The sequence below is a fragment of the Streptomyces sp. AA1529 genome (genome assembly GCF_000280905.1).
Taxonomy (GTDB): Bacteria; Actinomycetota; Actinomycetes; order Streptomycetales; family Streptomycetaceae; genus Streptomyces.
Window position 1 is genome coordinate 56,826 of the sequence record NZ_ALAP01000012.1, and the last position, 16,296, is coordinate 73,121.

Genomic DNA, 16,296 nt, shown 5'->3' on the forward strand with positions numbered 1-16,296 from the left:
ATTCAACCAGGAACGCGGCGCGGCGCCCAGCGCGCGTCAACCCGGCGCCGCGTCAGCGCCCGGCCGGGTCCGGCGCGGTGGCCGAGAGCGAACTCGTCACCGCCGGAGCGCGGCCGGGGAAGGAGCGCAGCACCGAGGGATCGTGCCGGACGGCCGGACGGCGGGCGAGCCGCATCTCGGTGGCGGGCTCCTGCTTCGGCCCGCCGGACAGCAGCGAGGCAGAGCCGCGCAGCGCGCTCAGGGTGCCGGCCGTACCGCTCTCCCCGTACCAGCCGGAGGCGTTGGTGGCGGGCGAGAGCCGGGCGGGTGCCGAGCGCCGCAGCATGCTCACGGGCGCGTTCGGCTGCGCGGTGGGGGCCGCCGCACCGTAGGAGGCCACCGGCGCGAAGGTGGGGCCGGAGTCCGAACCGCGGGTGCCCTGCGTGCCCCCGCGCTGGTGGTCGCCGCCGCGCCGCCTGCCGTCCCGGGAGGCCCCGGAGCCGGAGGCCGGACTGCGTACCGCGTTGGCGGAGGGGTTTTCGCCGCCCGTCCCACCGGATGTGCTCGCCGCGCCGGAGGCCAGAGTGCCGCCGAAGGCGAGGGCCGCCAGGGAGAAGGCGCCCGCCGCGGCGAACGCGAACCGGCGTCCGCGGGAGGCCGAGCGCTCCCGCTCGGCGCGCTCGGCCCGCTCGGCGCTGTCGGGCGGCGGGACCTCATGTATCCGGAAGCCGCGGGGCGGGGTGAGCGGGCTGCGCCCGCCGGTCCGGCCGCCGGGAAGGTGGTCGAAGGCCCAGGACGAGCGGCCGGAGCCGCCCGGCAGCACGGGCGCCGCGAACGCGCCGCCGCCCGGCCCGCCGGGACCGGGGGCCGCATCGCCCCCGGGGCGCGGGCCGCCGTCCGCGGGCAGGCCCTGCAATCTGGCGAGGAGTCCGTCCGAGGGCGGTGGTGGCGCGGCGTCCGCGAAGACGTTCTTGAGCCGGCGCTGCGCATCGGCCTCGGCCTTGCACCCCGGGCAGGTGGCCAGATGCGCGAGCACCCGCTCGCGGGCGTCGTGCCCCAGCTCCCCGTCGACCAGTGCGGCGAGGCGGTCTCCGAGATGGTGTTCGGCGGAGGTCACCCGGCGCTCACCTCGCCCGCCCGGGCCGACGGCACCACCGCGCTCAGGGTGCGCCGCTGCTCGGTGCGAGCGGCGGGCGAGCGGTGCTGGAGCGCCTTGCGCAGGTGGGAGCGGCCGCGGTGGATACGGCTGCGGACGGTGCCGAGCTTGACCCCGAGCGTCGCGGCGATCTCCTCGTAGGAGAGCCCCTCGATGTCGCAGAGCACCACGGCGGCACGGAACTCGGGGGCGAGGGTGTCCAGGGCCTGCTGGACGTCCGCGTCGAAGTGGGTGTCGTTGAAGTGCTGCTGCGGGGTGGGCTCGCGGCTGGGCAGCCGCTCGGCGGCGTCGTCGGCGAGCGCGTCGAAGCGGATGCGCTGCTTGCGCCGGACCATGTCCAGGAAGAGGTTCGTGGTGATCCGGTGCAGCCAGCCCTCGAAGGTGCCGGGGGTGTAGGTCGACAGCGACCGGAAGACCCGGACGAAGACCTCCTGGGTGAGGTCCTCGGCGTCGTGCTGGTTACCGGTCAGGCGGTAGGCGAGGCGGTAGACCCGGGCACTGTGGTTGCTGACGATCTCCTCCCAGGACGGAGGGGTCCACGCCTGCGCGTCCGCATCGGTCGTGAAAGTCGCCGTGGTCGCGGAATCGGCGGTGCGGGACTGGTCAGCGGTGTCGGTCACGGATTTCGGCTGTCCCGTCGACCTGCGGAATCTGGAGAAGACGCCGCGGTCCCGGCTTGCAGCCGCACCTCCCCTGTCGGCTCTGGTGGTGTCCACTGGAGCCCCTACCATAGCCACATCTCCCGTTAGCTCCGGATAAGAAACTTTGCCCGGCTTTGCCGACCGCTCCCCGGCGGTCCCTGCCTCCTCAACGCCCGGCCCCAACTGCGGGTTCCCGGGGCAACGGATACAGTCACGATTGCGTGGAGGACGGGGACAGGAGAGGGCCATTACCGGCAACCGGCAGACGAGCTGGGAGTTCGCCGACGCGTACGGCGCAGAGCTCGTCGAGAACGCCGAGAGCGAAGCACTGCGCTGGGCCCGCGACCGGGCCCAGGAGGCTGGGCTGCGCACGGTCTCCCCCGCCACCGGAGCGGCACTGCGGCTGCTGGCGGCGGCCGCCGAGGCCAAGGCGGTCGCGGAGATCGGCACGGGGACCGGCGTCTCCGGACTGCACCTGCTGCACGGGATGCGATCCGACGGGGTGCTCACGACGGTCGACACCGAACCGGAGCGGCAGCAGTTCGCCCGCGAGGCGTTCCGTGCCGCCGGGTTCGTCGGCAGCGGGGGCAACAGGGTGCGGTTCATCCCCGGCCGGGCCCTGGACGTGCTGCCGCGGCTGGCGGACGGCGGTTACGACCTCGTCTTCTGCGACGGCGACCGGACGGAGTGCCTGGACTATCTCGCCGAATCGCTGCGGCTGCTGCGGGACGGCGGGCTGATCTGCTTCGCCGGGGTCTTCGCCGACGGGCGGACGGGCGAGGCCGCGGACCAGTCCCACGAAGTACTGCGGCTGCGCGAGCTGTTGCGCACCGTCCGGGAGAGCACGCTGCTGGTGCCCTCGCTGCTGCCGGTGGGCGACGGGTTGCTGTGCGCGGTCAAACGCGGAGAGTGACGGAGCCGTCGCGCGGTGCGTCCGCACTGCCGCCGGGCCTCCGGGAACGGCGCGGTCCCGGCCCCGGGAACCGGCCCCGGCACGGGGCCGTCCGCACGGCCGCACCGGAGGCGGCAGAGCCGCGCCCGGAGAGACGAAACCGCCCCGGCGCACACGCGTGGCGTGCGTCCCGGGGCGGCGGTCCGCGGAGCGCTCAGCCGCAGACCTTCTTCAGCTCCTCGCCGAGCGCTGTCGCCTCATCCGGTGTCAGCTCGACGACGAGTCGCCCACCGCCTTCGAGCGGAACGCGCATGACGATGCCCCGCCCCTCTTTGGTCACCTCGAGCGGGCCGTCACCCGTCCGCGGCTTCATGGCCGCCATGCTCGTTCCCCTTCCTGAAACCAGCCGATCGCGCCGGGGGTCCCGTAAGCGGGCACAGTTTCACCGGCATCGAACACATTGCTTCTTCGCCATTATCCCGCATGGCAGGACCCGATGACCAACATCGGTCGGCATCTCTTCTTCCTGGACCACACGCAAACCCACCCAATGCGGCGTCCGCCCCGCGGTACGGCCCGGAATTCCCCTCCGTCACCGGTGTCCCTCGGTTTGACGCAGGTCACATCCGCCGGAGCTGCGGAGCGTGCGCGGTGCCCTGTCAGCGCCCGATGATCCGGGTCATGCTGAGTGCATGTCCGACACCGTGCGCTACGAAGTGACCGAGGGACTCGCGAAGGTCGTGCTCGACCGCCCCGACGCGATGAACGCCCTCGACAACGAGACCAAGACCGCCCTGCGCGACACCCTGCAGCGGGCCGCCGCCGACGACGGGGTACGCGCGGTGCTGCTCACCGGCAGCGGCCGCGCCTTCTGCGTGGGCCAGGACCTCAAGGAGCACACCGGCTCGCTCGAACAGAGCGGCGGAAGCGCCCTGAACACCGTCGAGGAGCACTACAACCCGATCACCCTGGCCCTCGCCGGGATGCCGAAGCCGGTGGTGGCGGGCGTCAACGGGGTCGCCGCCGGGGCCGGCGCGGGCTTCGCCCTCGCCTGCGACTACCGGATCCTGGCGGACACCGCGGCGTTCAACACCTCCTTCGCGGGAGTGGCGCTGACCGCGGACTCCGGCGTCTCCTGGACGCTGCCGCGCCTGGTGGGCCCGGGCCGGGCCGCCGACCTGCTGCTCTTCCCGCGCAGCGTCAAGGCCGACGAGGCGCTGGAGCTGGGGCTGGCCAACCGGGTGGTACCCGCAGCCGAGCTCGCCGCGGAGGCCGAGGCGGTCGCCCGGCAGCTCGCGCAGGGGCCGACCGCCGCCTACGCGGCGCTCAAGGAGTCCCTGGCCTACGGCGCCTCGCACTCGCTGGCCGAGACGCTCGGCAAGGAGTCCGAGCTCCAACTGCGGCTCGGCGACTCCGCCGACCACCGGATCGCCGTGGAGGCCTTCGTGCACAAGCAGCAGCCCCGCTTCACCGGTCGCTGACCGCCGCCGCACTGCAGCCGCCCGCCGGCCGCCGCACCGGGTGCGCCCCGCGCTGCGTCAGCCGGCGGCGGAGCCGCGGCACCAGCAGTCCGCCAGATGGTCGTCGACCAGCCCGCACGCCTGCATCAGCGCGTAGACGGTGGTGGGGCCCACGAAGCGGAAGCCGCGCCGCTTGAGCTCCTTGGCCAGAGCCGTGGACTCGGGGGTGCTGCCGGGCACCTCCGCCGTCGTGCGGGGCGCGGGCCGGGCGGCCGGATCGGGGGCGTAGGACCACACCAGCCGGTCCAGCTCGCCCGGCTCCCAGCCGGCCGCGACCCGCGCGTTGCCGAGGGCCGCACCGATCTTGGCCCGGTTGCGCACGATGCCGCTGTCGGCGAGCAGCCGCCGCTCGTCGTCCTCGGTGAACCGTGCGACGGCGCCGATGCGGAAGTCCGCGAACGCGGCGCGGAACGCCTCGCGCTTGCGCAGGATCGTCAGCCACGAGAGGCCGGACTGGAAGCCCTCCAGGCACAGCCGCTCGTAGAGCGCGTCGTCGCCGTGCACCGGACGGCCCCACTCGGTGTCGTGGTAGGCCGCATAGTCCTCCGCGGTCGTGCCCCAGGGGCAGCGGGCGCGGCCGTCGGGGCCGGGCACCGCGGCGCCGGCCGGGGGCCCGGGTGCGGCGGCTTCGGGTCCGGTGGTCATCGGCTCTCCTCCTCCGGGTGTGTCAGGGAAGCGCTGCGGGGGCCGTCCTGCTCCCCCGGGGCCTCCGGGCTCGGGTCGTGCGCCGGGTCCGGAACCGGGCCCGGCTCCGGACGCCTCTCCTCGGCCCGGCCCATCGCGACGGCCTGGGCACCGGCCAGCGCGGACTCCAGCTCGGCGATCCGCGCGTCGCGCTCCGCGAGCTCGGCCCCGAGCCGGTCGAGGACGTCGTCGACCTGCTCCATCCGGTATCCGCGCACGCCGACGGCCAGCCGCAGCCCCGCCACGTCCCCGTGGGTGACGGGGCGCTCCGGCGGCAGCGGCTCGTCCAGCAGATCGGGCGGCGCGTCGGCGAGCCCGCCCACCGCGCCGCGGAGCTCCTCGCCGGGCCGGGCGCCGCTGCCGACCACGGCGAGCGTCACCGCGGCGACCACCACGACCAGCGAGAGCAGCAGGAACACGAACACGGATGGACTCCCCGAGTGGTTGCCGATTGCGGGCAGACCCTGATCGTGCCATGGCCCGGTGACAGCTATGGTCGGCGGCGGAGACCGGTGCACGGGCCACGCGGGTGCGGGCAGCAGGCGGGCACCGTCGAGAGGAAGAGGATGGCTGATGCTGCGCCTGGGCACGCGCGAGTTCGGTGAACACGAACCGGTGATCATGGCGATCGTGAACCGGACGCCGGATTCCTTCTACGACCGCGGCGCCACCTTCCGGGACGAGCCCGCGCTGGACCGGGTCGAGCAGGCCGTCGCCGAGGGCGCCGCCGTCATCGACATAGGAGGAGTGAAGGCGGGGCCCGGGGACGAGGTCACGGCCGAGGAGGAGGCCCGGCGCACGGTGGGCTTCGTCGCGGAGGTGCGGCGGCGCTGGCCGGACGTGGTGATCAGCGTCGACACCTGGCGGCACGAGGTGGGCGAGGCCGTGTGCGAGGCCGGGGCCGATCTGCTCAACGACGCCTGGGGCGGGGTCGACCCCCGGCTGGCGGAGGTCGCGGCGCGGTACGGCGCCGGCCTGGTGTGCACCCACGCGGGCGGTGCCCGCCCGCGGACCCGCCCGCACCGGGTCGCCTACGAGCCCGACCCGGCCGGCGCCGGGGGCGGCAGCGGGGTCGTCGACGACATCCTGCGGGTGACGCTCGGGCTGGCCGAACGCGCCGCGGAGCTCGGGGTGCGCCGGGACGGGATCCTCATCGACCCCGGGCACGACTTCGGCAAGTCCACCCGGCACTCGCTGGAGGCGACCCGGGAGCTGGGCCGGATGACCGCGACGGGCTGGCCGGTGCTGGTCTCGCTGTCCAACAAGGACTTCGTGGGCGAGACCCTGGACCGCCCCGTCAAGGAGCGGCTGACCGGCACCCTGGCCACCACCGCCGTCTCCGCCTGGCTGGGTGCGCGGGTCTACCGGGTGCACGAGGTGGCCGAGACCAAGCAGGTCCTCGACATGGTGTCCGCGATCGCGGGCCACCGTCAGCCCGCGGTGGCCCGCCGGGGGCTGGCCTAGGCCCTGCGAAGGAGCCGCGTCCGCCCGACGGGCGGCCGGGGCTCCGGGGACGAGCTACCGGCGGCCGGGCGGTCCGGGGTGCTGGGCGGCCGGGACCTGGCCGCCGACCTCCTTGGTGACCAGCGCGACCGCCTCGTCGATGTCGTCGGTGACGTGGAAGAGCTCCAGGTCCCGCTCGGAGGCCTTGCCGCCGCCGACGACGGAGTGCCGCAGCCAGTCGGCGAGCCCCTGCCAGTAGTCCGTGCCGAAGAGCACGATCGGGAAGCGGGTGACCTTCCCGGTCTGCACCAGGGTCAGCGCCTCGAACAGTTCGTCCAGCGTGCCGAGCCCGCCGGGGAGTACGACGAACCCGCTCGCGTACTTCACGAACATCGTCTTGCGGACGAAGAAGTAGCGGAAGTTCACGCCGATGTCGACGTACTTGTTCATGCCCTGCTCGAAGGGCAGCTCGATACCGAGCCCGACCGAGGTGCCGTCCGCCTCCAGCGCCCCCTTGTTGGCCGCCTCCATCGCCCCGGGGCCGCCGCCGGTGATGACGGCGAACCCGGCCTCGGCCAGCGCCCGGCCGATCCGCACGCCCTGCTCGTACTCGGGTGCCTCCGCGGGGGTGCGCGCCGAGCCGAAGACGCTGATGGCGGGGCCCAGTTCGGCCAGGGCTCCGAAGCCCTCGACGAACTCGGACTGGATGCGCATCACCCGCCAGGGATCCTGGTGGATGAAGTCGGAGGGGCCCGCGGTGTCCAGCAGGCGCTGATCGGTGGTCCCCGACTGCACCTGGTCGCGGCGGCGCACGACAGGCCCCAGTCGCTGCTCCTTGGGCCCTCCGCCGGTCTCGTCGGTCATCTACGGCACTCCTTCCGCCTGCGATCTTTCCGCTTCAGGGTATGCGGACGCCGGCGGGTGCCGTCGGGAATCCGGACGGCCGACAGCCGTCGATCGGCTTACCGGCAGGTGGCCCGGGAGCGCCGGCGGACCCGGCTCAGGCCGTCAGCCAGCGCCGCAGCCGCTCCTCGCACCGGGTGATGAGCGCGGTCTCGACCCGCTCGTCCCGCTTGTGGGCGAGGTTGGGATCGCCGGGACCGTAGTTGACGGCCGGCACCCCCAGCGCGCTGAACCGGGAGACGTCCGTCCAGCCGTACTTGGGCCGCGGCTCGCCGCCCACCGCGGCGAGGAAGGCGCGGGCCGCCGGGTGCGAGAGGCCGGGCAGCGCGCCGGGGGAGCTGTCGTCGACCTCGAACTCCTCGACCCCGCATCCGGCGAACACCTCGCGCACATGGTCCAGCGCGTCCTGCTCGCCGCGGTCGGGCGCGTAGCGGAAGTTGACCGTGACGATGCACAGGTCCGGGATGACGTTGCCGGCGACGCCGCCCTCGACGCCGACGGCGTTCAGGCCCTCCCGGTACTCCAGCCCGTCGATCACCGGCCACCGCGGCCGGTATCCGGCCAGCCGGTCGAGCACCGGCCCGGCCGCGTGGACGGCGTTGGCGCCCATCCAGCCGCGCGCCGAGTGCGCCCGGGTGCCGCGCAGGTGCAGCCGCACCCGCAGGGTGCCCTGGCAGCCGCCCTCGACCTGGCCCTCGGAGGGTTCGAGCAGCACGGCGAAGTCGCCGGCCAGCCACTCGGGACGGGCCTCGGCGACCTTGCCGAGGCCGTTGAGGTGGGCGGCGACCTCCTCGTTGTCGTAGAAGACGAACGTCAGGTCGCGGTTGGGCTCGGGGACCGTGGCGGCGATCCGCAGCTGCACGGCGACCCCCGCCTTCATGTCGCTGGTGCCGCAGCCCCACAGCAGCCCGTCCTCGTCGAGCCGGGAGGGCAGGTTCCCGGCGATCGGCACGGTGTCGAGATGCCCCGCGAGGACGATCCGCTCGGCCCGGCCCAGGCGGGTGCGGGCCACCACGTTGTTGCCGTACCGGTCGACGCCCAGGTGGGGCAGCGCGCGCAGCGCCTCCTCGACGGCGTCGGCGAGCGCCGCCTCGTCCCCGCTCTCGGAGGGGAGGTCCACCAGTTGCGCGGTGAGCCGGGCGGCGTCCTGCTGCAGGTCGAGTGCGCTGTGAGGCATGGCCACAGCCTACGGCGGGTGCCCCGCGCGGCCCGGCGCGCCCCGGGGCTCGGGCGCAGTCGCCCCCAGCGGCTACCTTGGTGCGCGTGCGTCTCTCACGACCGGCCCGCTCGCCCCACGGGCCCGAGCGTCCGTCCCGGACCGAGGGCCGCGGCAGACCCTTCAGGATCGCCGTGGCCTGCGCCGTGCTGCTCGCCGTCGCCGCGTATGTCGCGGTGCGCGGACTGTCGGGCCAGGACGGCCCGATGTGCACCGTCCGGGCGGCGGACGGCGCGGACGGCAAGAACGCGTCCGCGGCCGCGGACGGCCCCGGCACTCCGCACGACTACGAACTCACCCCCGTGCAGGCCCAGAACGCGGCGACCATCGCCGCCGTCGCCGCGCGCCGCGGGCTGCCCGAGCGGGCGGTGACGATAGCCCTGGCCACCGCCATGCAGGAGTCCCAGCTGCGCAACATCGGGCACGGGGACCGGGATTCGGTCGGCCTCTTCCAGCAGCGCCCCTCGCAGGGCTGGGGGACGTTCGAGCAGATCCAGGACCCGGTCTACTCGGCGGGCCGGTTCTACGACCATCTCGCCGAGGTGCCCGGCTACTCCCGGCTCCCGCTGACCGTGGCCGCCCAGCGCGTGCAGCGCAGCGGCTATCCGCAGGCGTACGCCAAGCACGAGACCGACGCGACGCTGCTGACCGGCGCGCTCACCGGCCGCCGGCCCGCCACGCTGAGCTGCACGACCGGCGGCCGGGCCCCCGGCGGGCCGGGCGATCCCGCGCAGGTGCGCAAGCACCTGGTGCGGGAGTTCGGCCGGGATGTGCTGGCCGACGGCCTCGGCACCCTCGCGGCTCCGGCACCGCGGACGGCCGGGTACCCGAAGGCGCGCTCGGCGGCGCGGCCCGAGGCCGCGCCCGTCGTCCCGGTGCCCGCGCACGGCCGGCGCCAGGGCTGGGAGCTGGCCCACTGGGCGGTCGCGAACGCGGAGCGGCTGCGCATCGAGCGGATCTCCTACGGCGGCTTCCGGTGGTCGGCGGAGCGCTCGGCGGACGGCTGGCGCCGGACGGACGACGCCGCGGCGGCGGACGGCGGCCGGCCCCGGGACGGCAGCGGCACGAAGGACCGCGGCGCGAAGGACGACGGCGCGAGGGACCGCGGCGGCGCCGAGGAGGGCGACGCGGCGGACGGCGGCGGGGGTGCCGCGGGCGGCACGGTGGAGCTCCGGCTGGCCACCGGTCACTAGTCCGTCCACTCACTCGGTGGAGCTAACCCGGTCCACCGGGGTGGACGTTTCTTCCCCCGCTCGACGGTCGCCGCCAGGAGTGAACCGGCTCGGCCGGTCGTGCCTGGCCGCAGCCGGTTCGGCTCCTCGGGTACAGGTCAATTCGCTGCGAGGAATGCCCAGTTTGAGGGCCCACGCGGCAAACCTGGATTGCCAATCCTTTACCCGGCTTCCCCGCAACCTCCGTGCCGTTCGGGGCGATAGGCACTGCGTCCGACCGGGGGATCCCGGCTGACAGACCAAGAACCCCTTCTCCGTCAAAGGAGCACCATGTCCAACCCCCTCACGCGCCGGATCGCCCGCACCGCGCTGCTGACGGCGGCCGGTGCCGCCACCGTCGTCGGCGCCGCCGGAGCCGCGAGCGCCGTGGAACTGCCCGCGAGCCCGGTGGGCGGGGTCAGCAACCTGGACGGCGAGGGCCTCGGCAACACGCTGGACAGGACCGCCCAGGACACCACCGCCGTCGCCGGGGAGACCGGCGGCAGCGCCGTCAAGAAGGCCGTGCCGACCACCGGCAAGGCCGTGGGCACGGCCGGCCGGACCGCGGCACCCGCCGCGCAGAACCTCGCCGGGAACGCGGCGGGCGAGGCCGGCGGCCTGCTGGGCGACACCGCCTCCTCGGCGGCGGACACCGGCCTTCCGTCCGTCGGCAACCTCGGTGGCCTTCCCCTCGGTTGAGGGCTCCCCGGTCACCGCTGCGGGGCGCCCCCACTGTCCGGCCCCGCCTCCCGGAGGCACGCTCCCCGGCCGGACAGCGCTCGGGTACTCCGTTCCTGAGCGCCCGCAGCCGGTGACCCGATCGGGCCGCCCGGACCGCACGGTCCGGGCGGCCCTTCGCCGTGTGCGCGCCCGGCCCGCTGCCCCCCGGTGCACGCTCGCGGCCGCCCCGGGTGCGCACACCGAAGGCGGCCAGGTCCGCGCGAGCGGCCCGGCACCCGTGGGCCGCTACGCGGACAGCCTGCGCACCGCGGCGGCGATCCGCTCGTCCGTGGCCGTGAGCGCGACCCGGACGTACCGCTCCCCCGCGGGTCCGTAGAACTCGCCGGGCGCCACCAGGACGCCCCGCGCGGCCAGCTCGGCGACGGTGTCCCAGCAGGACTCGTCCCGGGTCGCCCACAGGTACAGCGACGCCTCGCTGTGCTCGATCCGGAAGCCCGCGGCCTCCAGCGCGCCCCGCAGCGCGGTGCGCCGCGCCCGGTAGCGCTCCCGCTGCTCGGCCACGTGGGTGTCGTCGGCCAGCGCCGCGACCGTCGCCGCCTGCACCGGCGCGGGCGTCATCATCCCGCCGTGCTTGCGGATCTGCAGCAGCTCGCCCAGCACCTCGCTGTCCCCCGCGATGAACGCGGCCCGGTATCCGGCGAGGTTGGAGCGCTTGGAGAGCGAGTGGACGGCCACCAGGCCCGCGGTGGAGCCGCCGCACACGTCCGGGTGCAGCACGGAGACCGGGTCGGCCTCCCAGCCGAGCTCCAGGTAGCACTCGTCGCTGAGGACGAGCACACCGTGCTCGCGCGCCCAGTCGACGACGGCGCGGAGCCGCTCGGCGGGCAGCACCTGACCGGTGGGGTTGGAGGGCGAGTTGAGCCACAGCAGCTTGAGCCCGGCCGGGTCGAGCTCCAGCGGGTCGTCGTAGGCGACGTGGTCGGCACCGGCGAGCCGGGCGCCGACCTCGTAGGTGGGATAGGCGAGCCGGGGGAAGGCCACTCGGTCGCCGGGGCCGAGTCCGAGCTGGGTCGGCAGCCAGGCCACCAGCTCCTTGGAGCCGACGACGGGCAGCACATGGTGCTCCGTGATGCCGCGCGCGCCCAGCCGGCGCCCGCACCATCCGGTGAGCGCGTCGCGCAGCTCCCGGGTCCCCCACACCGTGGGGTAGCCGGGGCTGTCGGCCGCCTCGGCGAGCGCCTGCCGCACCTGCGCGGGGACCGGGTCGACGGGAGTGCCGACCGACAGGTCGACGAGGCCGTCGGGATGCCCGGCGGCGGTGGTCTTGTACGGCTCGAGCCGGTCCCAGGGGAAGGTGGGGAGGCGGTCGGAGACGGAGGGCATGGTGCTCACTTTCTTCGGCTGTCCCGGCGGGCGGCGCGGGGCGGGAAGGGGGGCGCGCCGCGAAGGGGCGGGCGGTACGGCGCGGAAAACACCGCAGTCCCGTACGGCAGGACGCTGGGACCGCCGTACGGGACTGTCGCGCAAGCCGCACGGGGCGGCTCACCGCTCGGGTGTCACCCCTGGGTCACTCGTCGTGCTCCTGCGGCGGGAGCGCGGAGATGAGCGGGTGGTCCTTCTCGATCAGACCGAGCTTGCTGGCGCCACCGGGCGACCCGAGGTCGTCGAAGAACTCGACGTTGGCCTTGTAGTAGTCCTTCCACTCCTCGGGGGTGTCATCCTCGTAGAAGATGGCCTCGACCGGGCAGACGGGCTCGCAGGCACCGCAGTCGACGCACTCGTCCGGGTGGATGTACAAGGACCGCTGGCCCTCGTAGATGCAGTCGACCGGGCACTCCTCGATGCAAGCCTTGTCCTTCAGGTCGACACAAGGCTCCGCGATGACGTAAGTCACGCTGTCGTTCCTCCTCGTTAGGGCTGGCGGGCCGGTGTCCGGCTCCGCCGCGGGCGCGCGGGAGCGCTCTTTCGCTTCGGACGGCGGCGATGCCCACACCTAGTATCTCCGTTCCCGGACACAACACGAACAGGAGGGGCGGTTAGGACTGTGGAATTCACCACGGGCGGACGCTTGGAGGTCCGCATCACCCCTTCCGACGTGGGCAGACGTGTCTCGGTGCGGTCGCTGACGACTGCCGGGGAGCGGCATGGGCGGTTCACGGACACGCTCGGCATTCTCACATCGTGGACCAAGGGCGTGCTCACAGTCACCCGACGCGATGGTGAGCAGGTCGAGATCGAGGAAGCGTCGATGGTGGCTGGAAAGACCGTGCCGGCCACGCCCGCGCGCCGCCGGGGGCTGCCGTCCGCCGACGCGGCCGAACTCGTGGCGGTGGCCGCCAGGGGCTGGCCCCCGGCCGAGTCGCAGGCGCTCGGCGGCTGGACCCTGCGCGCCGCCGGCGGCTTCACCTCCCGCGCGAACTCCGTACTCCCGCAGGGCGACCCCGGGCCGCCGCTGCCCGAGGCGCTGGCGCGGGTCACCGGCTGGTACGCCGAGCGGGGCCTGCCCGCGCGGATACAGATCTGCGTGGCCCAGGACGCCGTGCTCGACGCGCGGCTGCGGGAGCTGGGCTGGACGGCAGAGCGGCACGGGCTGATACAGGTGGGCGCGCTCGCCCCGCTGGCCGACCGGGAGCCCGATGCGCGGGTGCTGCTGCACCGCACACCGGACGACCGGTGGGCCTCGCTCTACAACAGGGCGGGCGGCGCGGGCCTGTCCGACGCCGCGCGGCAGGTGCTGGCGGGCGGGCCTTCGGTGTGGTTCGCGACGGTGGCGGATCCGGACGGCGCGGCCGTGGCGATCGGACGGTGCGCGGTGGACGGCCGCTGGGCCGGGTTCGCGGCCCTAGAGGTCGCGCCCGAGTGGCGCCGGCGGGGGCTGGCCCGGGCGGTCACGGGCGAACTGGCCGGAGCCGCACTGGCCGAGGGCGCCTCGGCCGCCTACCTCCAGGTGGAGCGGGGCAACACGGCGGCCCGCGCGCTCTACGAGCGGCTCGGCTTCGCCGACCACCACGCGTACCACTACCTGCGCGCCCCGCGGGACTGACATGGGCGGCGGAGACGGTACGGGCGAGGAGCGCAGTGGCGCGGCGCGGCGGCGGTTCGCCGAGGCGGCCCGCGAGGACCGGCCCGATCTGGCGCTGCTGTGCCTGCTGATCGGCGCCGAGGCGACGACCCGCGGCAGCCTGCGGCGCGGACGGGACATCGGGGGCACCACCGGGGAGACCGGGGGCACCAGGGAGACCGGGGGCACCAGGGGCACGGAAGGCACCGGGAACGCAGCAGGCGCGGCCCGCGGCGCGGGGCCGGACCCGGTGGACGAGGAGGCCGCCGTGGACCGGCTGGTGGACGAGGGCCAGGCCGAACTCGACCGGCTGGCGGGGCTGTTGCCGTTCCGGCGCGGACGCGCGCCCGCGGAGTGGGCTGCGGCGCTGGAGCGGACCTTGGGCCGGGAGCTGGGGTTCGGCGGCTCGGCGCCGGACTACCGCAGGCTGGAGTCCTCGCTGCTGCCCGAGGTGCTGCACCGGCGGCGGGGACTGCCCATCCTGCTGTCGGTGGTCTGGACGGAGGTGGCCCGGCGTGCGGGCGCCCCGGTCTACGGGGTGGCGCTGCCGGGGCACTTCGCCGTCGGCTTCGGCGACCCGGCCGGCGCGCATGTGCTGGCCGATCCGTTCGGCGGCGGCACCCAGCTGGGCGAGGAGGAGCTGGCCGTCATGGTGGCCGGTGCCACCGGGGGTTCACCGCTGTCGGCCGCCGCGCTGCGGCCCGCCGGGCCGCTGGAGACGGTGCTGCGGATCCTCAACAACATCCGGGCCTGGGCCGCGCCCCGGCCCGAGCGGTCCGGAGTGCGGCTGTGGGCGGTCGAGCTGTCGCTGCTGCTGCCGCACCATCCGGGCAGGCTCCGGTTCGAGCGGGCGCAACTGCTGGTGGAACGGGGCCATTTCCTGCGCGGCGCGCGCGAGATGGAGGAGTACGCGGATGTCGTCGCGGCGATGGAGCCGAACGCCGCGGAGAACGTACGCAGAGCCGCCCGGGCCGCCCGGGCCCGGCTGAACTGAGCAGCCCCGCATCCGCTCCCGGCCGCGCCGCGGCGGGGCCGGGAGCCGGACGGCGGGCCCTGCGGTGCCGGGCCGGTGCCGGAGCCGCTCCCGGTGCCAGAGCCGGACCGGCACGGTGCCGGTCCGGCCCAGGAAGCCGCGGAGCCTACAGCCAGCCCTTGTCCCGGGCGATCCGGACGGCCTCGGCGCGGTTGCGGGCCCCGGTCTTCTGGATGGCGGTCGACAGGTAGTTGCGGACCGTGCCGTGCGAGAGGTGCAGCGCCCCGGCGATCTCGGCGTTGCCCGCACCCTCGCGGGCCGCGGCGAGCACGTCGCGCTCCCGGTCGGTGAGCGGACTGGCGCCCTCGGCGAGCGCGGCGGCGGCCAGCCCCGGGTCGATGACCCGCTCGCCGGCCCGCACCCGGCGTACCGCGTCCGCGAGCCGGGCCGCCGGTGCGTCCTTGACCAGGAAGGCGTCGGCGCCCGATTCCATGGCCCGGCGCAGATAGCCGGGTCGGCCGAAGGTGGTGAGGATGACGACCTTCAGCGCCGGATGCCGGGCGCGCAGCCCCTCGAGGGCGTCGAGTCCGGTCAGCCCGGGCATCTCGATGTCCAGCAGCGCCACGTCCGGCTGGTGCGCGGCGACCGCGTCCAGTACCTCGTCGCCTCTGCCGACCTGGACGGCGATCTCGATGTCCGGTTCCAGCCCGAGCAGCGCGGCGAGCGCCTCGCGGACCATCGCCTGGTCCTCGGCGAGCAGCAGTCTGATCACCGCCTCAGGGTACTGACGGCACCGCGGCGCACAGCGTGAAGCCCCCGCTCAGGCCCGCCGAGGTGGACAGCGAGCCGTCGGCCAGGGCCAGCCGCTCCCGCAGTCCGCTCAGTCCGTTGCCCTCGGCGGCGCCGGTGGGGCCCTTGCCGTCGTCGGCGACGGTGAGCCGCAGCGGCTCACCGGCCGCTTCCGGCACCTGGAAGCTCACCGTGCAGCGGGCCGCGCCGCTGTGCCGTACGACGTTGGTGACCGCCTCCCGCAGTGCCCACGCCAGGGCGCCCTCCTGCTCGGGTGCCAGCGGTACGGACGGCGGCCGGGGCGGCAACCCGGCCTCGACACCGGCGGTGTCCAGCGCGGTGCGGGCACCGGCCAGCTCGACGGCCAGGGTGGGACGGCGGTATCCGCCGATCGCCTCCCGGACGTCGACCAGGGCCTGCCTGCTGACCTGTTCGATGTCGGCGACCTGCGCGGCCGCCTCCGCCGGCCGCGCGGGCAGCATCCGTCCGGCCAGCTCGCTCTTGAGCGTGATGAGGGAGAGCGAGTGCCCCAGCAGGTCGTGCAGATCGCGGGCGAGCCGCAACCGCTCCTCGTTGGCGGCGAGCTCCGCCACCACCGCGCGGGCCTCCCGCAGCTCCCGCAGCGTGAGAACGGTCTTCCGCGCCGACATCAGCGCCAGTCCGGCCAGCACACAGGGGATGACGAAGGACGTCCAGCCGCCCCACAGCGGCCGGGCCCCGAAGTCGGTGCCGACCAGCGCCAGCGCCGCCACGCACGCCGCCACCGCCGGCACCGCCCGCCGCCAGGGCAGTGCGGCGCCGGCCGCCACGGTGACGTAGACGAACAGCACCAGCCAGGGCTCGCCCGCGGTGAGCGCGAGCACCAGCGCCAGGGCGAACAGGGCGGCGAGCAGCGCGTACACGGTCCGCGGCGGGAGCGGCGTCCGGGTGTGCCGGTAGACCAGCGCGACGTAGCCGGCGAGGAAGGCGGCCAGCCCGGCGGCCGCTCCGGCGACGGCGGGGCCGCCGTGTCCGCCCGCCCACAGGTCGCGTACCGCTCCGCTGAGGAACACCAGCCAGACGGCGACCATCAGCGCCCGGTTCCGCTGCTGCCGCCGGGTCGCGGTGCCGCCCGTCCCGGCGGGGGCGCGGCGTGTCATCTCGTGCA

Annotated in this window: 18 protein-coding genes; 7 read left to right on the forward strand and 11 right to left on the reverse strand. The window is 75.1% G+C overall.

Features of this window, described 5'->3' with window-relative positions; translation table 11 throughout:
• Positions 1-52: 52 nt before the first annotated feature.
• Positions 53-1,096 carry an anti-sigma factor family protein gene (locus A949_RS0102450; RefSeq protein ID WP_019354423.1) on the reverse strand — a complete coding sequence of 348 codons (1,044 nt, stop codon included), beginning with the start codon at positions 1,094-1,096 and terminating at the stop codon, positions 53-55.
• Positions 1,093-1,866 carry an RNA polymerase sigma factor SigE gene (gene sigE, locus A949_RS0102455; RefSeq protein ID WP_175488540.1) on the reverse strand — a complete coding sequence of 258 codons (774 nt, stop codon included), beginning with the start codon at positions 1,864-1,866 and terminating at the stop codon, positions 1,093-1,095. The genes A949_RS0102450 and sigE overlap by 4 nt, the downstream gene beginning before the upstream one ends.
• 127 nt (positions 1,867-1,993) lie before the next feature.
• Here sigE and A949_RS0102460 point away from each other — a divergent pair, with 127 nt between their 5' ends.
• Positions 1,994-2,689 (forward strand): O-methyltransferase, encoded by a 696-nt coding sequence (locus A949_RS0102460; RefSeq protein ID WP_019354425.1) that lies wholly within the window; start codon positions 1,994-1,996, stop codon positions 2,687-2,689.
• Between the two features lie 193 nt (positions 2,690-2,882).
• Here the strand turns inward: A949_RS0102460 and A949_RS36045 are convergent, their stop codons facing one another.
• The gene (locus A949_RS36045) at positions 2,883-3,050 is read right to left on the reverse strand and encodes a DUF3117 domain-containing protein (protein ID WP_016469583.1); all 168 of its coding nucleotides are present in this window, start codon (positions 3,048-3,050) and stop codon (positions 2,883-2,885) included.
• A gap of 310 nt (positions 3,051-3,360) precedes the next feature.
• Between A949_RS36045 and A949_RS0102470 the strand changes: the two genes are divergently transcribed.
• Entirely contained in the window at positions 3,361-4,149 is a 789-nt protein-coding gene (locus tag A949_RS0102470; protein ID WP_019354426.1) for an enoyl-CoA hydratase-related protein, read from the forward strand.
• Between the two features lie 57 nt (positions 4,150-4,206).
• Here A949_RS0102470 and A949_RS0102475 read toward each other — a convergent pair whose 3' ends face one another.
• Entirely contained in the window at positions 4,207-4,833 is a 627-nt protein-coding gene (locus A949_RS0102475) for a DNA-3-methyladenine glycosylase I (RefSeq protein ID WP_019354427.1), read from the reverse strand.
• On the reverse strand, positions 4,830-5,297 hold the full coding sequence (locus tag A949_RS0102480; protein WP_019354428.1) for a DivIVA domain-containing protein: 468 nt from the start codon (positions 5,295-5,297) through the stop codon (positions 4,830-4,832). Before A949_RS0102480 ends, A949_RS0102475 begins: the two co-directional genes overlap by 4 nt.
• 148 nt (positions 5,298-5,445) lie before the next feature.
• Here A949_RS0102480 and folP point away from each other — a divergent pair, with 148 nt between their 5' ends.
• A complete protein-coding gene (folP, locus tag A949_RS0102485) occupies positions 5,446-6,336 on the forward strand; it encodes a dihydropteroate synthase (RefSeq protein WP_019354429.1) in 891 nt (296 codons plus the stop codon).
• A 54-nt stretch (positions 6,337-6,390) separates the two neighbouring features.
• Here folP and A949_RS0102490 read toward each other — a convergent pair whose 3' ends face one another.
• Both A949_RS0102490 and dapE read right to left on the reverse strand, forming a co-directional pair.
• The gene (locus tag A949_RS0102490; protein WP_019354430.1) at positions 6,391-7,179 is read right to left on the reverse strand and encodes a TIGR00730 family Rossman fold protein; all 789 of its coding nucleotides are present in this window, start codon (positions 7,177-7,179) and stop codon (positions 6,391-6,393) included.
• Positions 7,180-7,315: 136 nt separating this feature from the next.
• On the reverse strand, positions 7,316-8,395 hold the full coding sequence (gene dapE, locus A949_RS0102495; protein ID WP_019354431.1) for a succinyl-diaminopimelate desuccinylase: 1,080 nt from the start codon (positions 8,393-8,395) through the stop codon (positions 7,316-7,318).
• Between the two features lie 173 nt (positions 8,396-8,568).
• Between dapE and A949_RS32220 the strand changes: the two genes are divergently transcribed.
• Both A949_RS32220 and A949_RS0102505 read left to right on the forward strand, forming a co-directional pair.
• Entirely contained in the window at positions 8,569-9,627 is a 1,059-nt protein-coding gene (locus A949_RS32220) for a hypothetical protein (RefSeq protein WP_019354432.1), read from the forward strand.
• 309 nt (positions 9,628-9,936) lie between these two features.
• Complete coding sequence (locus A949_RS0102505) at positions 9,937-10,344, forward strand: hypothetical protein (protein ID WP_019354433.1); 408 nt, start codon at positions 9,937-9,939, stop codon at positions 10,342-10,344.
• A 267-nt stretch (positions 10,345-10,611) separates the two neighbouring features.
• Here A949_RS0102505 and dapC read toward each other — a convergent pair whose 3' ends face one another.
• Positions 10,612-11,709, reverse strand: coding sequence for a succinyldiaminopimelate transaminase (gene dapC, locus A949_RS0102510; RefSeq protein WP_019354434.1), 1,098 nt, complete (start codon positions 11,707-11,709; stop codon positions 10,612-10,614).
• 184 nt (positions 11,710-11,893) lie between these two features.
• Positions 11,894-12,220, reverse strand: a complete 327-nt coding sequence (gene fdxA, locus A949_RS0102515; protein WP_019354435.1) for a ferredoxin — start codon at positions 12,218-12,220, stop codon at positions 11,894-11,896.
• Positions 12,221-12,370: 150 nt separating this feature from the next.
• Between fdxA and A949_RS0102520 the strand changes: the two genes are divergently transcribed.
• Both A949_RS0102520 and A949_RS0102525 read left to right on the forward strand, forming a co-directional pair.
• The gene (locus tag A949_RS0102520) at positions 12,371-13,369 is read left to right on the forward strand and encodes a GNAT family N-acetyltransferase (protein WP_019354436.1); all 999 of its coding nucleotides are present in this window, start codon (positions 12,371-12,373) and stop codon (positions 13,367-13,369) included.
• 1 nt (position 13,370) lies between these two features.
• Positions 13,371-14,381 carry a transglutaminase-like domain-containing protein gene (locus tag A949_RS0102525; RefSeq protein ID WP_019354437.1) on the forward strand — a complete coding sequence of 337 codons (1,011 nt, stop codon included), beginning with the start codon at positions 13,371-13,373 and terminating at the stop codon, positions 14,379-14,381.
• Between the two features lie 145 nt (positions 14,382-14,526).
• Here the strand turns inward: A949_RS0102525 and A949_RS0102530 are convergent, their stop codons facing one another.
• Both A949_RS0102530 and A949_RS0102535 read right to left on the reverse strand, forming a co-directional pair.
• Positions 14,527-15,099, reverse strand: coding sequence for a response regulator transcription factor (locus A949_RS0102530; RefSeq protein ID WP_237735720.1), 573 nt, complete (start codon positions 15,097-15,099; stop codon positions 14,527-14,529).
• A 37-nt stretch (positions 15,100-15,136) separates the two neighbouring features.
• Complete coding sequence (locus A949_RS0102535) at positions 15,137-16,288, reverse strand: sensor histidine kinase (RefSeq protein ID WP_051019371.1); 1,152 nt, start codon at positions 16,286-16,288, stop codon at positions 15,137-15,139.
• Positions 16,289-16,296 lie beyond the last annotated feature (8 nt).